Origin of the sequence: Rhizobium sp. PvP014 (assembly GCF_017876855.1) — a bacterium.
Classification (GTDB): Bacteria; Pseudomonadota; Alphaproteobacteria; order Rhizobiales; family Rhizobiaceae; genus Neorhizobium; species Neorhizobium soli.
In genome coordinates, this window is the sequence record NZ_JAGIOT010000001.1 from 1,000,360 (window position 1) to 1,019,698 (window position 19,339).

Annotated in this window: 18 protein-coding genes and 2 pseudogenes; 8 read left to right on the plus strand and 12 right to left on the minus strand. The window is 58.0% G+C overall.

Going from position 1 to position 19,339, the window contains the following annotated elements:
• Window positions 1-8: 8 nt before the first annotated feature.
• The 6 genes from J3A65_RS04490 to neuB all read right to left on the minus strand — a co-directional run bounded on the left by J3A65_RS04490 (window position 9) and on the right by neuB (window position 5,880).
• A complete protein-coding gene (locus J3A65_RS04490; protein ID WP_209899797.1) occupies window positions 9-680 on the minus strand; it encodes an acylneuraminate cytidylyltransferase family protein in 672 nt (223 codons plus the stop codon).
• Complete coding sequence (locus tag J3A65_RS04495) at window positions 681-1,853, minus strand: aminotransferase class I/II-fold pyridoxal phosphate-dependent enzyme (protein ID WP_209899800.1); 1,173 nt, start codon at window positions 1,851-1,853, stop codon at window positions 681-683. It abuts the gene before it with no gap.
• A gap of 10 nt (window positions 1,854-1,863) precedes the next feature.
• Complete coding sequence (locus J3A65_RS04500) at window positions 1,864-2,874, minus strand: NAD-dependent 4,6-dehydratase LegB (RefSeq protein ID WP_209899803.1); 1,011 nt, start codon at window positions 2,872-2,874, stop codon at window positions 1,864-1,866.
• Window positions 2,875-2,975: 101 nt separating this feature from the next.
• Window positions 2,976-4,157: a UDP-N-acetylglucosamine 2-epimerase gene (gene neuC / locus J3A65_RS04505; protein WP_209899806.1), complete on the minus strand. Its 1,182-nt coding sequence runs from the start codon at window positions 4,155-4,157 to the stop codon at window positions 2,976-2,978.
• 17 nt (window positions 4,158-4,174) lie between these two features.
• Window positions 4,175-4,810 (minus strand): acetyltransferase, encoded by a 636-nt coding sequence (locus tag J3A65_RS04510; protein ID WP_209899809.1) that lies wholly within the window; start codon window positions 4,808-4,810, stop codon window positions 4,175-4,177.
• Window positions 4,807-5,880: an N-acetylneuraminate synthase gene (gene neuB / locus J3A65_RS04515; RefSeq protein WP_209899812.1), complete on the minus strand. Its 1,074-nt coding sequence runs from the start codon at window positions 5,878-5,880 to the stop codon at window positions 4,807-4,809. The genes J3A65_RS04510 and neuB overlap by 4 nt, the downstream gene beginning before the upstream one ends.
• Before the next feature lie 95 nt (window positions 5,881-5,975).
• Here neuB and J3A65_RS04520 point away from each other — a divergent pair, with 95 nt between their 5' ends.
• The 4 genes from J3A65_RS04520 to J3A65_RS04535 are packed head-to-tail and all read left to right on the plus strand — an operon-like array spanning window position 5,976 to window position 8,668.
• Window positions 5,976-6,491, plus strand: a complete 516-nt coding sequence (locus J3A65_RS04520; RefSeq protein ID WP_209899814.1) for a hypothetical protein — start codon at window positions 5,976-5,978, stop codon at window positions 6,489-6,491.
• 35 nt (window positions 6,492-6,526) lie between these two features.
• Window positions 6,527-7,669, plus strand: a complete 1,143-nt coding sequence (locus tag J3A65_RS04525) for an ABC transporter permease (protein ID WP_209899817.1) — start codon at window positions 6,527-6,529, stop codon at window positions 7,667-7,669.
• A complete protein-coding gene (locus J3A65_RS04530) occupies window positions 7,666-8,382 on the plus strand; it encodes a hypothetical protein (RefSeq protein WP_209899820.1) in 717 nt (238 codons plus the stop codon). The genes J3A65_RS04525 and J3A65_RS04530 overlap by 4 nt, the downstream gene beginning before the upstream one ends.
• 55 nt (window positions 8,383-8,437) lie before the next feature.
• On the plus strand, window positions 8,438-8,668 hold the full coding sequence (locus J3A65_RS04535; protein ID WP_209899823.1) for a hypothetical protein: 231 nt from the start codon (window positions 8,438-8,440) through the stop codon (window positions 8,666-8,668).
• Here J3A65_RS04535 and J3A65_RS04540 read toward each other — a convergent pair.
• The 5 genes and pseudogenes from J3A65_RS04540 to J3A65_RS04560 form a co-directional block, all read right to left on the minus strand.
• A pseudogene (locus J3A65_RS04540) lies at window positions 8,635-9,174 on the minus strand (IS630 family transposase); the annotation flags it as partial. The gene J3A65_RS04535 and the pseudogene J3A65_RS04540 overlap by 34 nt on opposite strands.
• Before the next feature lie 480 nt (window positions 9,175-9,654).
• Entirely contained in the window at window positions 9,655-10,323 is a 669-nt protein-coding gene (locus tag J3A65_RS04545) for an ATP-dependent Zn protease (RefSeq protein WP_245341440.1), read from the minus strand.
• Window positions 10,324-10,490: 167 nt separating this feature from the next.
• Window positions 10,491-12,410 carry an ATP-binding protein gene (locus J3A65_RS04550; protein ID WP_209899829.1) on the minus strand — a complete coding sequence of 640 codons (1,920 nt, stop codon included), beginning with the start codon at window positions 12,408-12,410 and terminating at the stop codon, window positions 10,491-10,493.
• Window positions 12,410-12,916: a hypothetical protein gene (locus J3A65_RS04555; RefSeq protein ID WP_209899832.1), complete on the minus strand. Its 507-nt coding sequence runs from the start codon at window positions 12,914-12,916 to the stop codon at window positions 12,410-12,412. Before J3A65_RS04555 ends, J3A65_RS04550 begins: the two co-directional genes overlap by 1 nt.
• A gap of 141 nt (window positions 12,917-13,057) precedes the next feature.
• Entirely contained in the window at window positions 13,058-14,101 is a 1,044-nt protein-coding gene (locus J3A65_RS04560) for a hypothetical protein (RefSeq protein ID WP_245341441.1), read from the minus strand.
• A gap of 600 nt (window positions 14,102-14,701) precedes the next feature.
• Between J3A65_RS04560 and J3A65_RS04565 the strand changes: the two genes are divergently transcribed.
• The 3 genes from J3A65_RS04565 to J3A65_RS04575 all read left to right on the plus strand — a co-directional run bounded on the left by J3A65_RS04565 (window position 14,702) and on the right by J3A65_RS04575 (window position 17,890).
• A complete protein-coding gene (locus tag J3A65_RS04565) occupies window positions 14,702-15,046 on the plus strand; it encodes a hypothetical protein (RefSeq protein ID WP_209899835.1) in 345 nt (114 codons plus the stop codon).
• A 653-nt stretch (window positions 15,047-15,699) separates the two neighbouring features.
• Entirely contained in the window at window positions 15,700-16,185 is a 486-nt protein-coding gene (locus tag J3A65_RS04570; protein ID WP_209899838.1) for a hypothetical protein, read from the plus strand.
• Window positions 16,186-16,306: 121 nt separating this feature from the next.
• The gene (locus tag J3A65_RS04575; protein ID WP_209899841.1) at window positions 16,307-17,890 is read left to right on the plus strand and encodes a recombinase family protein; all 1,584 of its coding nucleotides are present in this window, start codon (window positions 16,307-16,309) and stop codon (window positions 17,888-17,890) included.
• A 7-nt stretch (window positions 17,891-17,897) separates the two neighbouring features.
• Here J3A65_RS04575 and J3A65_RS04580 read toward each other — a convergent pair.
• Window positions 17,898-18,997 (minus strand): IS3 family transposase gene (locus J3A65_RS04580; protein WP_209899056.1). Its coding sequence is split into 2 segments (ribosomal slippage): window positions 17,898-18,745 and window positions 18,745-18,997, totalling 1,101 coding nucleotides; the frame shifts between segments, so codons are not numbered across the junction.
• A 93-nt stretch (window positions 18,998-19,090) separates the two neighbouring features.
• On the opposite strand from J3A65_RS04580, the pseudogene J3A65_RS04585 reads away from it, so the two are divergent.
• Window positions 19,091-19,339: pseudogene (locus tag J3A65_RS04585) on the plus strand (hypothetical protein); the annotation flags it as partial.

Sequence of the window (19,339 nt, forward strand, 5' to 3'; positions counted from 1 at the left end):
GCTTGCGGTCAATCCGTACGATGCTTCATATCCAGAGCCAAAGCCTCCGCCAGCTTAAAGTCGATCGCAGTATCTATATCTACGGATCTCTCCTGCGGCATGACGTACGCCAGCGTTCCGGGCGGCGTGAAGCTTTGCGTTCGAAGGAAAGGCTCCCGCCGCTCAATATAAATTGCGCCGTTTAAGCAGTGAGTGGGACCCCCGCTCTGCAATTCCGTCGGGATATATAAAGCGCCCTGCTCATCGACGTTACGAAACACCGACCAATGCATCTCGTGTTTCGACACAGAAACGACTGCTGGTGCGTTCCTACGATCGACCAGCGAAAAGGCCTCGCGGATATCGTTGGCGTTTCTCAAAGGGGAGGTCGGCTGAAGCAGTATGACGTAATCTGGCGCAACGTCTAGCGTCTCCAGCGCGTGCTTCACGACGTCGAAGGTCGTCGCCCCGGTTGTGGCGAGATGCGGCGGCCTCAGGAAAGGAATTTCAGCTCCAGCCTTCAGGCCGGCGTCGGCAATCTCCTGGTCGTCAGTGTTAACGACGACCTTATCGATAACCCCGCTTTCCAGTGCGGCCTCGACCGTCCACTGGATGAGAGGCTTGCCCATGAAGTTGAGTATGTTCTTGCGCGGTAGCCGCACAGAGCCGCCGCGCGCAGGGATGATCGCCAGTGTCCGCAATTAACCACAAGCCTTAGATAGGTGAAGAATGACTTGGTCGGCGACATATTCCATGTCGTCGTTCGAAAGATCCGTCGAGCATGGAAGCGGCAGGACCCGTTCCCACAACGCCTCCGTCACCGGAAGCGGTCCGTGGGCGGCGTTTATATACGGTCGCTGCCGGTGAAGCGGCTTCCAGAAGGTCCGCACGCCTATGCCGCCTTCATTAAGTTTTTTTACCAGCTCAACTACGGTGAGCGGGCCGTCAGCGTCAAGCACGATGCCGGTGAACCAGATCGACCTGCTTGCCCATGCCGGCTGCGGGAAAAGGGAAATCCCGGCAACGTTGCGGAACCGCTTCGCGTAATAATCCGAAATCTTCTGCTTGGCATTCTGGAATTCCGGTAGCCTCTCCATCTGAGCAAGGCCGAAGGCTGCCTGGAGATTGGTCAGACGATAGTTGAAGCCGACCTCGTCATGGTCGTAGCCGGTGCCGACGCGGGCTGTCGACGACAGGTGCTTTACACGCGCGACCAGTTTATCGTCCTGTCCGACGACCGCACCTCCGCCGCCCGTGGTGATCGTCTTGTTTCCGTTGAAGGAATAGCACGTTAGATCAGCTTCCCCGCCGAGCGGCCGCCCCTTGTACAGCGCGCCGATCGAGGCCGCAGCGTCTGCAATCACCGGGACACCGAACTGTCGCGCAACTGCCATGATCTTATCCATATCCGCAGGATTGCCGTTGGTATAGACGGGCATAACGGCCGCTATGCGCTGCCCTGTTGCCTTAAGAACCAAGCCGCTTTTATCGGCGCGCTGTTCGCAATCTACTTCGAAAGCGGCCCGCAGGGCTTCGGGATCCATGGTCCAGCTATCTGGGGAAACATCGACCATGTAAGCTTGCGCACCGGCATGCGAAACGGCATTGGCCGTGGCAATGAACGAGTAGCTTGGGATAATCACGATGTCGTCGCGGCCGACATTGATGGCACGCAGGGCCATGTGCAGCGCCATAGTTCCTCCCGCGATCGCCGCGCAGGCGTTTACGCCGGACACCTTTGCCAAAAGCTTCTCGAACGCGACCACCGCCGGTCCGACCGTCGAAACCCACCCGGAGCGCACGGCATCTACAATGTTGGCCTCTTCTAAGAGGCCAACATTGGGAACTGCGAGGGGAATGTTGCGTAGTGTCATCGCAGATACCTTAGATGTTATAGACATTGGTCTTGTAACGGGCCAAGTTGGACTTGTCGCTGAACCAGTCGATAGTCTTTGTCAGGCCCTTCTCGAACCCTTCGAGGCCGCCGAATTGCGGAACCCAGCCGGTCAGTCGCCGCGCCTTCTCGTTGCTTGCCCACAGCCGCTCTACCTCGCTACCGGCAGGGCGCAGCCGTTTTGGATCCTGCAGGATCTCGATTTCTTTGCCCATCTGCCCTGCAATGGAACGCGCCGTTTCCCCTATGGAGATCTCGAAGTTAGATCCGATATTAATCACCTGTCCTACGGACGCGTCGCTTTCCGCGACCGCGACGAAGCCCGCGACTGTATCGGAAACATAATTGAAGTCGCGAGTTGGAGCTAGGTCGCCGAGCATGATCGAGGTGGCGCCGGATGCGATTTGCGAGATGATGGTAGGAATCACGGCGCGGGCGGACTGGCGGGGGCCGTAGGTGTTGAATGGACGGATTGTCGCGACCGGCGTTTCGAACGATGAATGGAAGGACATCGCAATCATGTCCGCGCCGATCTTCGAGGCGGAATAAGGAGACTGTCCTTGAAGCGGGTGCTCTTCCGTGATCGGAACGAAGCGCGCGGTGCCGTATGTTTCGCTCGTTGAAGTGTGGACGACCTTAGAAACGCCGAGATCACGTGCGGCCTGTACGACGTTCAGTGTGCCTTTGATATTTGTTTCAATATAGGTATCGGGGGAGTGATAGGAAAATGGAATTGCAATTAGCGCAGCGAGGTGCAGCACGACGTCACAATCGCGCATCGCGTTTCGTACGCCGTTCGTGTCACGAATATCGCCGGAGAAAATGTCCAGCGACTTCTGCAACTCAGGCTCGAAAGTGTCTATCCAGCCCCAAGAGTTAAAGCTGTTGTAACAGACGAATGCGCGAACATCGTAGCCAGCCTTCATTAAATGCTCGGTCAGGTGAGAGCCGATGAAGCCGTCGGCTCCCGTGACGAGTATCTTCTTACCTGCTAAATTCATTGACGCTTAACTCCCGTTTTTAGCGATTAGTTCGGGCTTGACGCCCCAAGGTGCATTTTCCGAAAAACAAATTTTTTTGCCTCTCATACGTCGGAGAGGCTTCAGCAGTAAGGCAAGTCAACAAAGGTTTTCGCCTTGAACTGCCCGAATTCGACTGCACATAGGATATCTGCGATTCGGCCTCCAGCATTGCCATCGCCTAGCGGGTTTTCCTTCCTCGCTGCGGTAGCTTTCATTTCCGTCGTGAGTGAAAGCCGTATGCCCTCAGCAATCGAGGCGCTGTCGGCAGCGACGTCGATGATGCTCGGCGCCCGCAGCCGACCTTTTTGGCGCGGTCCGATGTTGACTGTTGGAACGCCTAGGCTGGGAACCTCGATGATGCCGCTGGACGAATTTCCTATGACCGCATCAGCCATCTCGGCAAGCGAGAGATAGCGCACAAAGCCCAGCGAGGAGACGAGACGACGACGCTCCAACCTGTCTGCGACGAAAGACTCTATAGCCTTGTTAATCTCACGATTGCCCGGATCCGCGTTGGCCTGGGTGAAGACGATGCTGGCGTCGTCAAACTCCCCAAGTGCGCTGAGCAGCGCCTCGATTTCTTGAAGCGGTGAAACATGGCTAGGTGATGTGATGGGATGGTGTGTCACCACAAAGAGGGGTAAGCCGGAGAGCTTGATATTCAGGCTTTTCTCCAGCGCCGCTCTGTCAAGCCGAGGCGCGTTGACGATATTGTCGATGCCGGTCGCGCCGACGACGTGCACGGTCGCTGGATCCTCTCCCATCTGGCGCAGACGGCGTGCATAGACTTCGGTGGAGGTAATGTGCAACCGAGCAATTTTCGTCACAGCATGGCGGATGGAATCGTCGATAGCGCCTTCGGTGATGTGACCGCCTTCCAGATGGACCAGCGGTATGCCGAGCGACATCGTGGCGGTCGCGACCGCTATCAGTTCAAAGCGGTCGCCAAGCACTACGACGCAATCCGGCCTGTTCGTTCCGAATGCGTCGATAAAGCTGATCGTACCCAGCCCGATTGTCTTTCCCATGGAAGCGGGGCTGTCGCCGCCGACGAGGATGTCGATAATCTGATCTGGCGGGAAGCCTGAGTCGATCATCTCATCGACTGTGTGCCCATAGGCTGCGACAGGATGCGTGCCGGTGGCATAGATCGTGGTGACGACACCGTCCCGGCCCTTAAGCGCTTTCAGCACCGGCATCAGCAGACCAAATTCAGCGCGCGTACCCGTGACGAAGGCAATTCTCAGCGCAGTCGGTGTCATTCTCGCATCCCGCCCTTTCAACGTCGATTGAAGCCGCCGGGCGGCACATCGCGCGTAACTGTGCTGCCGGCCGCTATCAAGGCCTTTGCCCCCACAGTCACGCCCGGCAGTATGGTAGCATTCGCTCCGACGAAGGTTGACTCACCGATCTCGACACCGCCGCATAATACAGCGCCGGGTCCGATGAAAGCATGATCTCCGATGCGGCAGTCATGATCTATCCGGCAACCGGTGTTCGCCACCGCGTTTTCGCCGATCCGCGCGCCGGTCTGGATCACGGCGCCTGCCAGAACCTGCGCAGCACAACCGATTACGACAGCACCGCGCAGGATTGCGTCCGGATCAACGACCGATACCAGTCGCTCACGGTGTTCTGCTGCATACGTCTCAAAAATGTGCTTGCGGGCGCCCAGCCTCGTATCGCCACGTTCGGGCGCTGCACCGACCCCTATGACTATATCCGCATTTGCGAACCTTTCGAAAAGCAGGGCCTCGTCCTCGTAAACCTCAAACGGGTTTTGTGCGAGGGTAGCCTGGCCAATCGCGCCAAGAACCGTTAGCCCGAGCGCCGACAGACTCGATTGAAGAACGCGCGCATGGCCGCCTGCGCCAATTATGACGACACTGCGCCGATTTGTGGTACTCGATGTCAAAAGATGGCCTCGTCCACACCAAAATCGCGACTGCTCGCTTGGTTCAACAGGTCGTAGTAACGCGCCGCCGAGACGCCGCCGCGAGTGCGCTTAAGGGTCAGGTTCTCTTCGGTGAAAAGCTCGCCTGCCTTGATCGGGGCGGCCGCGACGGGCGATTTGCGCGCGATAGCTTTGTTGTTGCTTTCGGCGGCGACCATGCGCTTGATGCCATCTCCGAGCGCAGCATCAAGATTCCTAATCTGGCGAACCATGGCGGCGAATTCTGCCGGCTCCATTGAAGCCTTGTGGTCGGGGCCGGGCATGGAACGAGCGAGCGTGATGTGCTTTTCAAGGACCTGCGCTCCAAGGACGCGCGCAGCGATAGCAGCCTCGGAGCCTTCAGAATGATCCGAGAAGCCTACAGTGAGGCCGAAGGCGCGCCCGATAGTTGGAATGGCGTTCAGATTCAGGCTTTCTGGCGGTGCAGGATACTCGGTCGTGCAGTGCAGGACGGTAACCTTCGACTTAAGCATTGCCTGCGCCTGGGGCGTGGCATAGGCCGCCTGAAATGCTTCCGACGAGGGCTTTTCGAGTTCGCTGGCAAGATAGCCGAAGGCCAGCGCACCAAGAGAAAGCTCGATTTCGCCGAGCGTCGTCATGCCGGTGGAAAGGATGACGTGGGCGCCGCGCCGGGCGACTGCGATCAGCAAAGGCAGGTTGTCGAAATCGCCCGAGCCAACCTTTAAAAGATCTTCGCCGAGTTCATCGATCAAAAACAATGCGCTGCCTATATCAAAGGGGGTGGAAAGAAACCGGACACCGTGGCTAACGCATTCCGCTTTGAGATCAAAAAACACCTTGTAGTCGAGCTCCAGCTTGCGCAGCATGTCGCCCTGGCTCTGATGTTCGTTAAGCCCCAGATTACGCTTCTGGTAATTGGCCTGGCTGGCTCGGGCCGTCACAAGCTTATCGGTTCGGAACGTCTGAAATTTAACGATGTCAGCGCCGGCCGCCGCCGAGGCCTTGATTAGCTCGAGGGCAATGTCGGGGCTCCCATTGTGGTTCACCCCAGCTTCAGCTATAATAATCATCTGTTTGTGTACCCCTTATATAGCTGTCCACTGACTAGCACGACGGGCTCGATGTCCAGCGACATGCGCCCCAGCTCACTATACCTGGATATCAAATGAGCGATACATCCGATTACAAGGCGCAGTTCCGGCTTGCCCAAAACGCCTTCCGCAACAAGGAGGCTGGGAAAGCCTATAAGGCCGCTGTAAGTATCCTGCAATATAGCAATAACGACCCTCAGGTCATCAAGTTTCTGGATGCCGTTACCAAGTATATATGGACAATGACGAACCGATCCATCAGGGCGCGAGACTACGATGCCACGATGGCTTTCGCCAGAATGATCCTTGGTGACGCTATGTTCGGCGAAGGCGCGCAATCCGCATTCCTTGGAGCCGCGCGAGCCGAGCTCTCCCCGCAGAGCCGGGCGATCTTGCTCCATTCGGTCGCCAGCGAGGTAAAGGTTACGCGGGAATTTTGGGAGGAGCTCGCTGTGTCCCTCGTCTCCCTGCCGCCTACCAAAGAGAGCATCGAAATGGGGTTTAGCGTCCTTGAGCATCTACCGGGCCATGCTATAGCTCTCGAAGGCCTACAAGAACTGGTCGATCGTTATAAGCAGCAATCGCTGTGAATGATTTACGCGGGACAGGCTATCCTGGAGGCTAGATGGGCGAGAATGACGATAACCCAACCATTGGCGCGGCCGCGGCCTTCCTGCGAAAGAAGATTCAGGCGGACTCCGACGTCTTTCAGCGAAGCCTTGTATACAGGGAGTTGCGTGATCTCGTCATAGAGAAGATGGCCAATGCGAAGGTCGATGGCTTTGGCGCCAGGCTGGCCGTAGAATACGCTATTCAGAGGGTCGAAAAAGAATTCGTTGTGGTCTCGAAGCACGCGGTCCGTAACAAGGCCGAAGATGCCTGGCATCTCGTTGACCCGACATCCCCCTTCAACGTTCTGGTCAAAGAGCCTTATCTCGACGGTCCCGCCGGAAAGGTTTTCAGCCTCTCGCAAAGAGAACAAATCCGGCGTTGTTCAGGGCTCGCCTACCGGCTGCGGATCATCCTCAGTCTCTGGTTGCAAGCAATCAATCACGAAGTATCTCATGATCGCCTCGGCTATATCTGGCTGATTCTGGATCCGCTGATCCATGTCATGATCATTTGCTTCGTTTCGCTGTTTATACACCCAACGAATATTTTCGACATGCCATCCTTCCCCTTCGGCGTGATCGGCGCATGCTTTTGGCTAACGTTCAGAACCGCCGCATCTGCATCGATGACGGGTGGCGGTGTGCTTAAGCCTCAGCTCGAGCACCCCTATGTTCAGCGTTTTGACATCATGGCGGCTCGCTCGGTAAATGCGCTAATCATCTATTTCGGCGTCGGATCGTGGCTTATAGGCATTGCCATGTGGATGGGTCTGGCAACGTGGCCAGCAAACTTTCCGGGCTTCCTTGCATGCCTAATCATCATCTGGCTGATGGGCATGTTCTACGGCATAACGGCTAATTCGCTGCTTCTGCTTTACCCTGGCTATCGCCGCGTCAACGGTTTCGTCATCCGCGTTATTGCGATAATGTCTGGACTATTCTATGTCTCAGAGCAGGTTCCTGAACAGATCAAGGTGGTGCTGCTGTTAAATCCGCTGCTGCACATCGTGCAATTCGCTCGTTCCTCATGGTTCCAACAATATAATACAACTGATGCCAGCACGACTTACGTCATGTTTTGGTTGCTCGGGCTTGGATTGCTTGCACTCGCGTGCCTCGCGGTTGATGAAAAACGTCCGGACAATGTCCGGCTATGACGGATATCGAGCTCCAGAACGTGACGCTGGACATACTTCAGCGCGGCAAGCGGGTGAATATCCTTGAAAAAGTGTCGTTTTCCTTTCCGCGCGAGCACATTGCGCTGATCGGCGAGTCACGCGCGAATGCGGTGGCCGTGATCGATCTGCTCTGCCGCCGGCTGTTGCCCCAAAGAGGGCGGATCGTTTATCGCGGGCGGATTTCCTGGCCGATAGGACATATGGGGCCATTTTCCGTTGCGGTAACGGGTACCCAGGCGACGTCGCATTTCGCCACCCTTTATGGTGTCGACCGCGGGGTTGCGCTCGACTTTCTCGCGGCCGAATTCCAGGGAGCCAGGGAGCTGAACCGCCCAATTTATACCTGGCCTAGGCCTCTTCAGGTTCAATTCATGCTACTGATGTCGCTCATTCCCAATTTCGATATCTACATCGTCGATTCGAACATGGTGCTTACAGAGGATGTCGCATTCACTAATAGATTTCTTCAGCTATTCTTTGCGCGGATAAAAGGACGCACGGCATTGTTTACCGCGCGTCAGGTGAGATTTGTTAAGCAGGTATGTAAAGTGGCTGTTGTGGTCGGCGAGAGTAAGCTCATATTGACAGGTGACCTCGAGATGGCGCTTAGGATCAGCGATAAGGTTCCCTCACAACAAGATGTCATCTTGGAAGAGAACACTCTGCAAGCAGATGACGGTTTCCTTCTCTAGAGCAGGTCCTGTAATCCAGAACATGACGGAGCCATACTCCTTTGCGGAAGCCTTGATGCCGGATGTGATGGGCAGGATGCCGTCATTCCAGCTCGTTTCCGACACCATGATCGGCTTCCTGGATTGCCGGGTCGAAGACCGTGCTGAACACCATGTCGGCAACCGCATGGTGAAGTCCGAGCGCTTCTTTTCAGGTCCGGTGAAATGGCTGGTGACATTGAGGTTGTTGTTGCCTTCTAGAGCGTGTCCATTTTACTCGGGGTCATATCCGCAGGATTTGAAGTAGTTTGCGCATTCTTGTGGTTCGAACAGCGTGACGATCTGGCCGACCGTATTCCATAAGCCCTCGACCGTTCGCTCAGCTTTGGCGCGCAAGACGCCCTCGATCTTTGCAAAGGCCTTCTCGATTGCGTTGAAGTCAGGACTGTAGGGCGGAAGGTACAGTAACCGTCATCCCGCACCTTCAATTGCGTGACGCACGCCTTCCGACTTATGTGCGGGCAGATTATCCATGATTACGATGTCGCCGGGTGCCAAGCTTGGAGTAAGAACCTGCTGCACATAGGCCTGGAATGCGACGCCGTTCATCGCGCCGTCGAGGACCATGGGCGCGGTCATGCCGGAAAGTCTGAGCGCTCCGGCAAACGTCGTCGTCTTACAATGGCCTTGCAGGACCGGCGAACGGCATCGATCTCCGCAAGGGGCTCGTCCGCGAAGCCGAGACATCTTCGTGCTCAGGCCGGTGTCATCGATGAAGACGAGGCGCGCTGGGTCGAGGTCGAGCTGGCCGTCAAGGCACCCATCGGCCCGGTCACGACCTTCCGTGAAGGACCAAAAACCCGCAAGTACGTCGCCGAGGTACCGCCGTTGGCGATCGAGGAGTTAGAAGACGGATCCGCGGACGAGGAGTTCGACGATCATTCCGAGGAACCGGAAACGGAAACCGCGCCGACCGTCATGGCTTTACGCAGCCAGGTTAAGAAGGCTGATCACCGGCCTTCCCAAAAAATCCGAAGGGCCGCTTGTTGGCCCTTTCTGCTGTCCAGGTTTCGGATCGACTTCCAGCGGCGCAAACGCCGTTTGGAAAAATCGATAGTCCACAGTGGTGAATCGGAATTCTGGAACTGCGAATCGAGTGATAGCAATGTGTTTAGGGTTGCCAACACGTTACGCTGAGTTAGCCGCAACTCAATCCGCTTCTAGTCAGATTTCGGAACGCGACCGGTCCTACCCTGATCCCAACCCCGTTCCAACCGCTGTCGTCTTGAAGCTTTAGTCCCACGCGTCCCGCAAGATCGCCATGACCGCCGGTCCATCCAGCGCCTGGGCGTCGAACAAAGCACGCACCAAGGCATCCAGCGGCGGCCGATTGAGCTTGAGCACTTCCGTTGCCAGCTCAAGCCCCGTCTCGATGCGGAGATGGACGCGGTCGGCCAAGTCTCGATCACTGGTGAGTGCATCTGCAGGCGACTTGTGCGGCAGGTACAGCAGTGGACGAACGACACCCAGGCCAAGGGTGGTTTCCATCGCTAGTGCGAACCTGGTCGCTCTGGCAAGGTCGGAGTTGTCGGCACCTGCCGACCCGGTCGATGCCGACGTCAACAGCAGCAGCTCCGCGGCACGACCAGCCATGATCATCGCCAGCATGTTCTCGTGCCAGGTAAGCGTATCAGACCTGCCGCCGTAACTCAGCATGTTGTATCCGCCATCCTTGGCATCGATGGTCAGCCCCTTCACTCCGCCGAGCCCAAGCGCGTGATGGACAACAGCGTGTCCGGCCTCGTGGATCGCAAAGCGCCATCGGACGTCATGAGCCAGCATTGGCCGATGATCGCGGATGCCTGCCTCGAGATCATCGTAGCGCAGCGGTCGCTTTTCCCGACGCGCGGTCAACCGTGCCTGCCGGACGACGCGTTCGATGTCGGCGCCGGTCATGCCCATCGCACGTGTCGCGAGCTGGCGAAGAAGAGGCGCCGCGTCGGCGGAGAGACCGTCCGCTCCAGGGCACTTTAATGCCACCGACGCTGGCGCCGCTCCAGAATGAACAGTCGCGGCTGCCAGTGCTGTTGACACCGAAGCGGGTAAGGACGCGCTGGGATGTGAATGGTTCATAGCTGACCTCCTTGCACAGCCTCGACGGCCCCCACAAAGGTCTCTGCCGCAAACGCCTCGCCGACAACCTTGTCGAGTCGCTGTCGCTCAGATGGCGCAGCGCCTTCCATCAGAACATCGATGTCCTTGCCGAGGTGGTGCGCAATGATGCCTGCAAGCGCAAGAATGTCGGGCTTGGGGATCTCGATATGGGTCTCCAGCCGCCCTGAGCGCTTAATAGCGCCGTCGATGTGTTCGGGCCGGTTTGTAGCGCCGATGACGATAACGCCCTCACTCTTGACCGCACCATCCAGCAGTTCGAGCAGCTTGTTGACGATCGTATTCCAATATTCGCTGTATTCTCGGTCGGGATCGACGCGCTTGCCGATACCATCGATCTCGTCGATGAACAGGATGCTGGGGGCTTGGCTGCGCGCTTCTGCGAATGTCCGGGACATCTTATCGATGACGTCGTTGAGATGGCCGCCCTGCAGCCAGGTCGACACCGACGTTACCACCAGCGGCGTCTGCAATGTGTTGCACAGCGCCCGCGCAAAGCTCGTCTTGCCGGTGCCCGGCGGACCTGACAGCAAAAGCTTGGTGCTCATCTGCGACCACTCCAGGTCGCCGGTGCAGTAATCGCCAAGGTCGAGTTTGAGATCGAGCGCCCAGCGTTGCGCAGCACCGTAGCCGGACAGTGTCTCGACCGTAACCGGTGGCTTGGCATGCCCGGAACTCTCATCCGGCAATGGCTCCGGCTTGATGATCTCGGCTCCCGAAGGTTTTTCCTTCTTCTTCCACGCGGAGGAGTTGTCGGCATTCTTTGTCTCACCAACGGCCGACTGTCTTGCCGTAGGGCTGGCCGTGGATTTCTGTGCACCGTCGTCTTCGCCATCTTCGGCGTTGCGGGCGGCAAGCTGTCCAAGCACGATCAAAGCCTGGTCCAGGGGGCGACCCGGCCGAAGGGCAAGAACGAGATCGTTCAGCGTCAACAGCTTCGGATCGAATCCTTGGAGACGCCGGTCACCTGGATCGATATCGCTATAGACCGCCTGCAGCAGATCGGTCACCAAGGCGAGATCAACGGTGTCGGTGTCGAGATGGAGATCGGCTGCAGCCCGGATCTGATCGGGGATATCGTTGAGCTGTTTTGCGATGGCAACGATCGGATAGTCACTGCCGAGCGCCGTCTCCAAACGAAGCTTCATCGTCCGGGTGTCGCGATGGATCCCCTTGCCGAGGAAGTGAACTAAGCGCCGCCGTGTCTCGATGTCGGGAGGAACCTCCGTGTCGTGGTCGTAGAAATTGTCGCCGGTGGCGCCAGCATAGGGACCCCCAGGAATGAGGCCGGTCATCTCGATCAGCTTCAGCAGGGCGTCCTCCCCGCCGTCCACCGGCGACAGCATGGTGATAATCGGTGCCGGTCGCCGCACGATGTCGATCACTTGGGCCAAGGTCATGCCACACGAGGAGACGGCACGCGCAAGCAGCAGGGACGCGGCAATGTGGACGATATTGACCGGAGGTGCAGCAAGGCCAACCAGCCCGACAGCATAAACGCGCCGGTCAAAGGCATGCCCAGGCACGGCTCCCAGGGGCGAAGCCGATCGATTCACCGCCAATCTTGATACCAGGCCGGTCAATCGCCCTGCCGCCCCAAGCGATTGATGACCTGCCTGCGTGCCCGCCTCGCCGGTCTGCGGTCTTGGTGGCGCATGCAGCGTGGATCCAAACGTCCGCGCCAACCAGGCAAGATCAACGGACGGGTCGAAGGTCAGCGGACTGGTATCGTATGCCGGTGTGTAGCGGCGCACGAGATTGCCGCGCACCTCCGCGATCTTCAACTCCAGCAGGCCGTTCGCCAGGGCGTGGCGTCGGGTTTCGCGGGCGGCGAGATGACGGAGGCGGCGGACGGATAGGTGAGACAGCTTGTCCATCACAGGTTCTCCTCGGTCGCGGCAATAATTGCCGTTTTGGCAAACCGAGAGCGCGAACGACCGCGGACTTTTTGTGGCTGCGGCGTGATGCTCACGCGTGGTCCGTCGATCGCACGCTGCCGGTATTGCCGAGCGACCTGCGAAGAAGAGGCAGTCGTGAACACCGGGTTATAGGCACCCGCATCGAGATTGGGATCGGGACCGGGACACGGATCGGAATCTAGATCGGGGCCGCGATCGAGATCGCAGGCTGAGGCCAAGCGACCGTCGAGCCAGTCGACGACCAGGCGGCAGGTGGCATCACCCTGATCGGCGAGCTGAGCCAGCGGCACAGTGATAGCTGCGGGGATCGCCGCGCGCTGTCTTGCATAAGCGAGCGATAGTCCGACGAGTACGGCGGGATCGAGGTGGGGCAGACAGGGTGACGAGCCTGCTGTGTTCGTCTCAACGGCATGATAGCGGATAGCGGACCGTCGAGCTGACGGCGTAGAGGTCTCGGAAGACATGGACAAAGCTCCGCACGCGGCGTCCGGAATGCGGACGGCGTTCATAGGAAGGGTGATGGGCGACAGAGTGACCGGCGGTCACGAGGAAGCCTCGTGCGCCGCAGCCCCGATCAGGGCTCCGTCAGTGCGCGGTCAGCTCGATCAGCTATCGAGTGAGCGACGGGCAAAGCCGACGCGGATGCGCAGCGGCTGGCGGATCGGCGGCAGCGCGTCCGCTGGTTCTTCCTCAGGCTCGGCGCGATCGAGGAAGGGCTCGTCGAGGAACCGATCGTCGTCGGGATCGTAGCCGAGGGCGTTGAGGTTTATCCTCGGTCGATGCGTCGCTGACGATGCAAGCCCGGTGATGGATGTTGAACGCGTGGACGGCAGACCCAGCGCTTTCCGCGCTTCCGTTTCCAGAAGCTGCTGCACCCGGATGCCGAACCGACGACGCACCTGCGCCATGCACAACGCTACGCCATCGATCTCGAGCAGGTCGTCGATCTCAGAAAGAGCCCAGATGCCGGTCTCGTGACTGCTTGGTCGGCTGGCACCATCAACGATTGCCACGCCGACCGTATCCACCATGACGCGCTTTTGGGTCTTGTAGAGCCAGTCCGGCAGGATCATGGCCGCTGCCATCATTTTGGCCTTCAACTCTTCAAGGCGGCTGGTGTCGCCGTAGGAAGCCAGCGAGCGCTTGAGATCGAGAATGAATGCCGAGTGCCGTGCACGGTTCACGATGATCAGGTCGGGCGTGTAGCTGCCTTTGGCCGGTGCCTCCCAGTCGAGTTTGATGCCGTCGAGGTCGTGCCAGGCATTTCCGGCAATTGCCTCGATCGCGGTCTTGACCAACGGCAACTTGATCGAATGCGTCAAGACGGTGAGATCCGGATTGGCCTTGGACAGGCGCTCGACCGCCTGCTCCAGCAGCTTGCCTTCGCGAAAGCTGATTGCCCGGACCAGAGATGCGACCTGGACATAATGCCCGAGGATCTCGTCGTCGGTCGGTTCACCATCGGCAATGGCAGTGATCGCCTTGTCGATCAACAGATCGAGATCGGTCTCGACGTCGGTGAACGAGACACTGTGCGCAAAGCGCCGCAGCGCCGGTGGCTCCATTGCCGTGATGGAAGCGCGGTTGCCGAAGCGGCGGAAGGTGTGGGGAGCTTCCCCGGTGGAGGCAGAGGCAGTAAAGGTGTTCATAGCCCGATTCCTTTTCGCGAAGGCTGAGGGTCAGGCCCAGGTCGGTGTTGACGCACTGGCTTGGGCCGTTTGATATTCCGATGGTGGAATGCTTCAAAGGATGACAGGACCCTATGGGGATCTCAAGGATCCTTCTGGCCCAATGAGAACAGATCCTGAACAGGGTTAACGTCGGGCTCACAGCGAATTCGCCCAAGCCGAGCGACGGGTCATGCCGATCAGACCGATGTCTCGTTTACGCGTCAGCCGCGCTGTGCCAGTATCCGCGTGTTGTCGGGATAAATGGTTTCAGGTTCTTTTGACGTGCCCGCACTTCATTTCAATTTGCGGTCATTCGATTCCGAACTGCCAAGTTTTGATTCAAGATTCCAGTTTTCCGATTCACGACTGCAAAATCGCGATTCCCATAACGGCGTTTGCAGTCCATAAGTCGTTCTGCTTCGTCAGACGTTGCCCGCACGTCGAAACAAATTGCGGTCATTTGATTCAAAACTCTGTGCCAACGATTCAAAACCTGAGAATTCCGATTCATGTAAACGGCGTTGCCGGTACGCTGGCAGTTCGCCAGCCTGTCACTGGTGCGCGGCGGGAAGGCCCCAGATGCCACGAAAGCCGGAAGATGCCCGTAACCGGGAGCAGCGTGAGCGCCAGCAGAAGCAGCGCGATGCCGACAAGCGGGCCAAGCGCCCTGGCCGCGATGACATCGCGCGGGTTGCGCTGTATTGGCTGATCACACGGGCGGTCGAGAAGGAGGAGCTCAGGGAACTCGAGAAGTTTCGCGACAAGATCGTCTCGGTGCTCGTCGACCAGGGGTTTGATGAGCAGGCATCCGACAGAGTGTTCGATGACCTCGTCACCAAGTACCGGACCGGTGGCCTGCCATTTCGCCGAAAGGTCCACCTGCTTCATCCCAACGGTCCAGATGGCCCCGATGGCGACCAGTGAGGACGGCCCCTCCCTCGACCATCGAGGTCGCCACTCATCCCCTATGGGTTGCCGGTCCTATCAATGGTTTGCCTCTCAAACGCCTAACGGCGTTTGCAATTATATGTCTTCTCTCCCCATTACTCCCCAAAACGCCGTTTGATTCTGAATCGGAATTTTAGAGGCTTTTTTGGACCACGACCGCATCTGGCCGGCCTTTCGTAGCGCCATCGACAGCCCAGGCTTTGACAACCTCGTCTCGGGATTACCTCGAAGCCCAGTGCCCGCATCAATACGTGGTTAGCAGACAATTACGCTCCAGCCGGCCGGCCACAATTATCGCTGCCGGGCCTGCGCGAAGTTGTGCCGTTACGGGATTATCGTTCAAGAATTTTCCAGAAAGCGGAATTGTCAACAATTACATGCACTTGCGTCGCGTGCGAAGCTGTAGCATAAAGCTCTCAACCGATGTTCAACCCCAGGCGCCGCGCCGCATACAGAAAGGAGACGCTCGATGGTCACGATCAACCACACCGCTCCAGCCGTTTCTTATGCGCCGGTATCGGGTCCTTCTTGCGGCGTGTGCCGAGGACGATCCTGCCACATGACCAGCGAAGTCTCCTCCGCTGACCATCGTCAACGACGACGATGGTCAACAGCGATCAGGAGATACCATGTCGCAAAAGCTCTTCCCGCAGAAAGATACGTTCAAGGTCTTCCACTCCGAGGAGGATAGTCAAGAGCTCTTGGTGTTCATCAAGAAGAACGCGGCCGTCTTGAATAGACTTCACGACGCACTGTCCAGCGCACCCTGCAAGATTGAGGACAGTTTCTATGTCTTCGACGAGCCGATCCATCTCACCGTCAACGCGGAACGCATCTTGCTCTCGCCCAATGGGCGCAAGCGCAAGATCCGCTTCAATGGAAGTTTCAGTCTCTCGTTTTCGATCAGGTCCCTCGACACAGCGCCAAATGCTGCTTGGGAGATGCTCATTCCAACGGCAATCGGATGCATGCGTATTCGTGACGCAATCCGGTCATGCAACCTGCTTCACAAGGCAGGATTTGATGCGTCGGACACGCTGACCGAGTTGGATGAAGTGTTCATCCATCAGATCGTTTCCCTCTCTCACCAGATGTTGCACCGGATGCCGCGTTGAGCTCTGGGAATGAGTGCCGGGCCATGATGGCTCGGCAGCCCGCAGTGGCCTTAAGCTTGCGACGGCTTTGCCACAACGCATGCCGCTTTTCCGAACTTTCAGTATTGAGACGAGTATCCCTATGACCAAGAACGTCCTGTTTTATGCCCGTTACTCCACCGACCGACAGAACGAGGTCTCACTCGAGACACAGATCGAACTCGGCAAAAGCTTCATCGAAGATAAAGGATGGACGCTCGCCGCCACCTATTCCGACGCAGCGGTCAGCGGCACGCGCTTCACATCGCGTCCTGGTATCCAGAACCTCTTGAGGCACGTGAAGCGCGGAGGGATCGATATCGTGCTGTGTGTCACGGTCGACCGTCTGTCGCGCGACGTTGAGCATAGCTCGAAGATCCTGAAGGAGGTCAACTACCACGACGCGACGATCTGGACGGTGCAAGCCGGCCAGGCTGTCACCAACATGGAACTGCATCTCAGGTCCACGCTCAGCCATGAGATGGTCGAGCAGATCCGCTACCGCACCCGAGAAGGCATGAAGACCGCCGTACGCAAGGGCAAGGCTTCGACCTGCCTCGCCTACGGCTACATGCTCTCTCAGCAGCGAGACGGCAATGGCGACCGCATCAAGGGCCTGCGCGAGATTGATCCCGTCAAGGCAGAGGTCGTCGAGCGCATTTTCAAGATGTATGCCGACGGAGTATCTCCGAACGACATCGCTGAGATCCTCAATAAGGAGGCGGTGCCTGGGCCGCGTGGCAAGGCTTGGCGGGATACTGCCATCCGTGGTCACAAGAGCCGTGGTACCGGCATCCTGAACAATGAGAGCTATGTCGGCCGAATGGTCTGGAACAAGCGCCAGTACCGCAAGAACCCGGATACGGAGCGGCGGACAGCGCGACCTAACGATGCAAGTGAATGGGTATCATCTGAGGTTCCGTCAATGCGCATGGTCACCGACGCCCTGTGGGCCAGCGCGCCGGAACGCGATGCGGTGATTGGCGACCTCTACGACAATGCCAACAGCAACCGACTGACCGCGACGCGCAGACCAGAATATCTCTTGAGCCGGATGCTGGAATGCGCTGAATGCGGCGGACCCTTTGCCATCAGTGGCAAGGAACGCTACAGCTGCACCAACCGCAAAAAGCGGCTGCCAATCGACGAACTTGGCGGTGCCCGCTGCGGTAACAGCAAGACGATTACGCGTCATGAACTTGAAGACCGCGTCCTCAACTGCATCCCGGCGGCCTTCTATTCGCTCGCTACCTTCGACCGAATTTCAGAGAGGATGATCGCGCATGAAGTCTCAGTGCTGAAGCGTACACCATCCCGCAAGGTCTCGCTGGCGGCCGAAGTTGGGTCGATCAACACAGCCCAGAAGAGCCTGATGCAACAGATCCAGGACCGGCACGCTGAAGGCCGGCCGCGCCTTGCCATCCTCGATGACCAACTCGATGAACTGGAAGCCACGCGTGGGAAGCTTGTACTGGAACTTGCCGGCATGGACGCGCCGGCGGAGGATTATCAGGAGAAGATCGCAAAGCTGAAGCAGCAGTTCAATCCCACCAATGTCGAGGTTGCCATTCGCAAACTGCTGTTCCTCGCCCGCAACAATGGCAACGAAGAAGCAAAGCAGCATCTTATGCCGATTGACCTGAGACCCAATCTCCCTCCAGTTTTCGGGAGAGTCTTGGATTTTTAATCTGGCCTCATGCGGCCTGTTTTTCCATGGCCATTTTCATTGCGAATTCGCTGGGGGTGATATTGCCCAGCGACGAGTGCGGTCTGTTTCTGTTGTAATCCTCCTTCCATGCAGTGATTGCGGCGCGGGCCTGAGCGAGCGACGAGAACAGCGTCTCGTTCAGGCACTCGTCGCGGAAGCTGCCGTTGAAGCTTTCGACGAAGCCGTTTTGCATCGGCTTGCCGGGGGCGATGTAATGCCATTCGACCTTGCTCTCCTGGCACCATTTGAGGATGGCCATGCTGGTCATCTCCGTCCCGTTGTCCGAGACAATCGTCCTCGGTTTTCCGCGTCTGGCGATGAGACTATCCAGTTCACGGGCAAGCCTTGCGCCTGACAGGGATGTATCGGCGACCAGGCATAGGCATTCGCGGGTGAAGTCGTCAACGACGGCCAGGACCCGAAAGCGGCGACCGTCGGTGAAGGCATCGCTGACGAAGTCCAGGCTCCAGCGCTCATTGGGACGCGAGGGCAGAGCCAGAGGACGCCTTGTCCCCAAGGCTCGCTTCCGGCCGCCGCGCTTGCGCACCGTCAGCTTCTCCTCCCGATAAAGACGCCGAAGCTTCTTCAGGTTCATGACGATCCCCTGCCGGTCGAGCATGACGTGGATACGGCGATAACCGAAGCGGCGTCGTTCAGATGCCACCTTCTTCATCGCCTCACGAATGGCCGCATCGTCAGGCCGCACGCTGCGATATCGCATGCTCGACCGATCCACCGACAGAACCTCGCACGCCCGACGCTGGCTCACCCCATGCTGCGCACAGACATGAGCCACCGCATCCCGCTTCACATCGGGCGTCACCATTTTTTTGCAGCGACATCCTTCAGGATCGCATTGTCCAGCATGGCTTCGGCGAGCAGTTTCTTCAGCTTGGCATTCTCGTCCTCAAGCGCCTTCAGCTTGCGCGCATCGGACACGTCCATGCCGCCATACTTCGCCTTGTATTTGTAGAAGGTTGCGTCCGAGATGCCGTGCTTGCGGCAGACGTCCGCCGTCTTCGCGCCCGCCTCCTGCTCCTTCAATATCCCGATGATCTGTTCTTCCGTGAACCGTGAACGCTTCATTCGTCCGTCTCCTTGATGTGACGGACTCTACCAAAATCTGGAGGAAGGTCAGGGGCTCAGGTCACGATCGTTCGCGATCTGATCCAGACCGTTGTGATCGGTAAGACACCAGGCCATGAGCCGGCGAGTTTGCAGGTGCACGGCTCGATTGCCAACATCATGGCCTCGATGGAGGTCCTCGATCTGATGGAGCAGCAGTTCATCGCTGCGGCAGGCAACGATCTAATGGCGCGAATCGCGTCTGGCGAGATCGACAGCGAGGAGAAACGCGAAAAGCTCCTCGGCCAGTATGCCGAGGAGCTTCGTCTTCTTTACCCCGAGTGCTCGAATTTACAAGTTTTG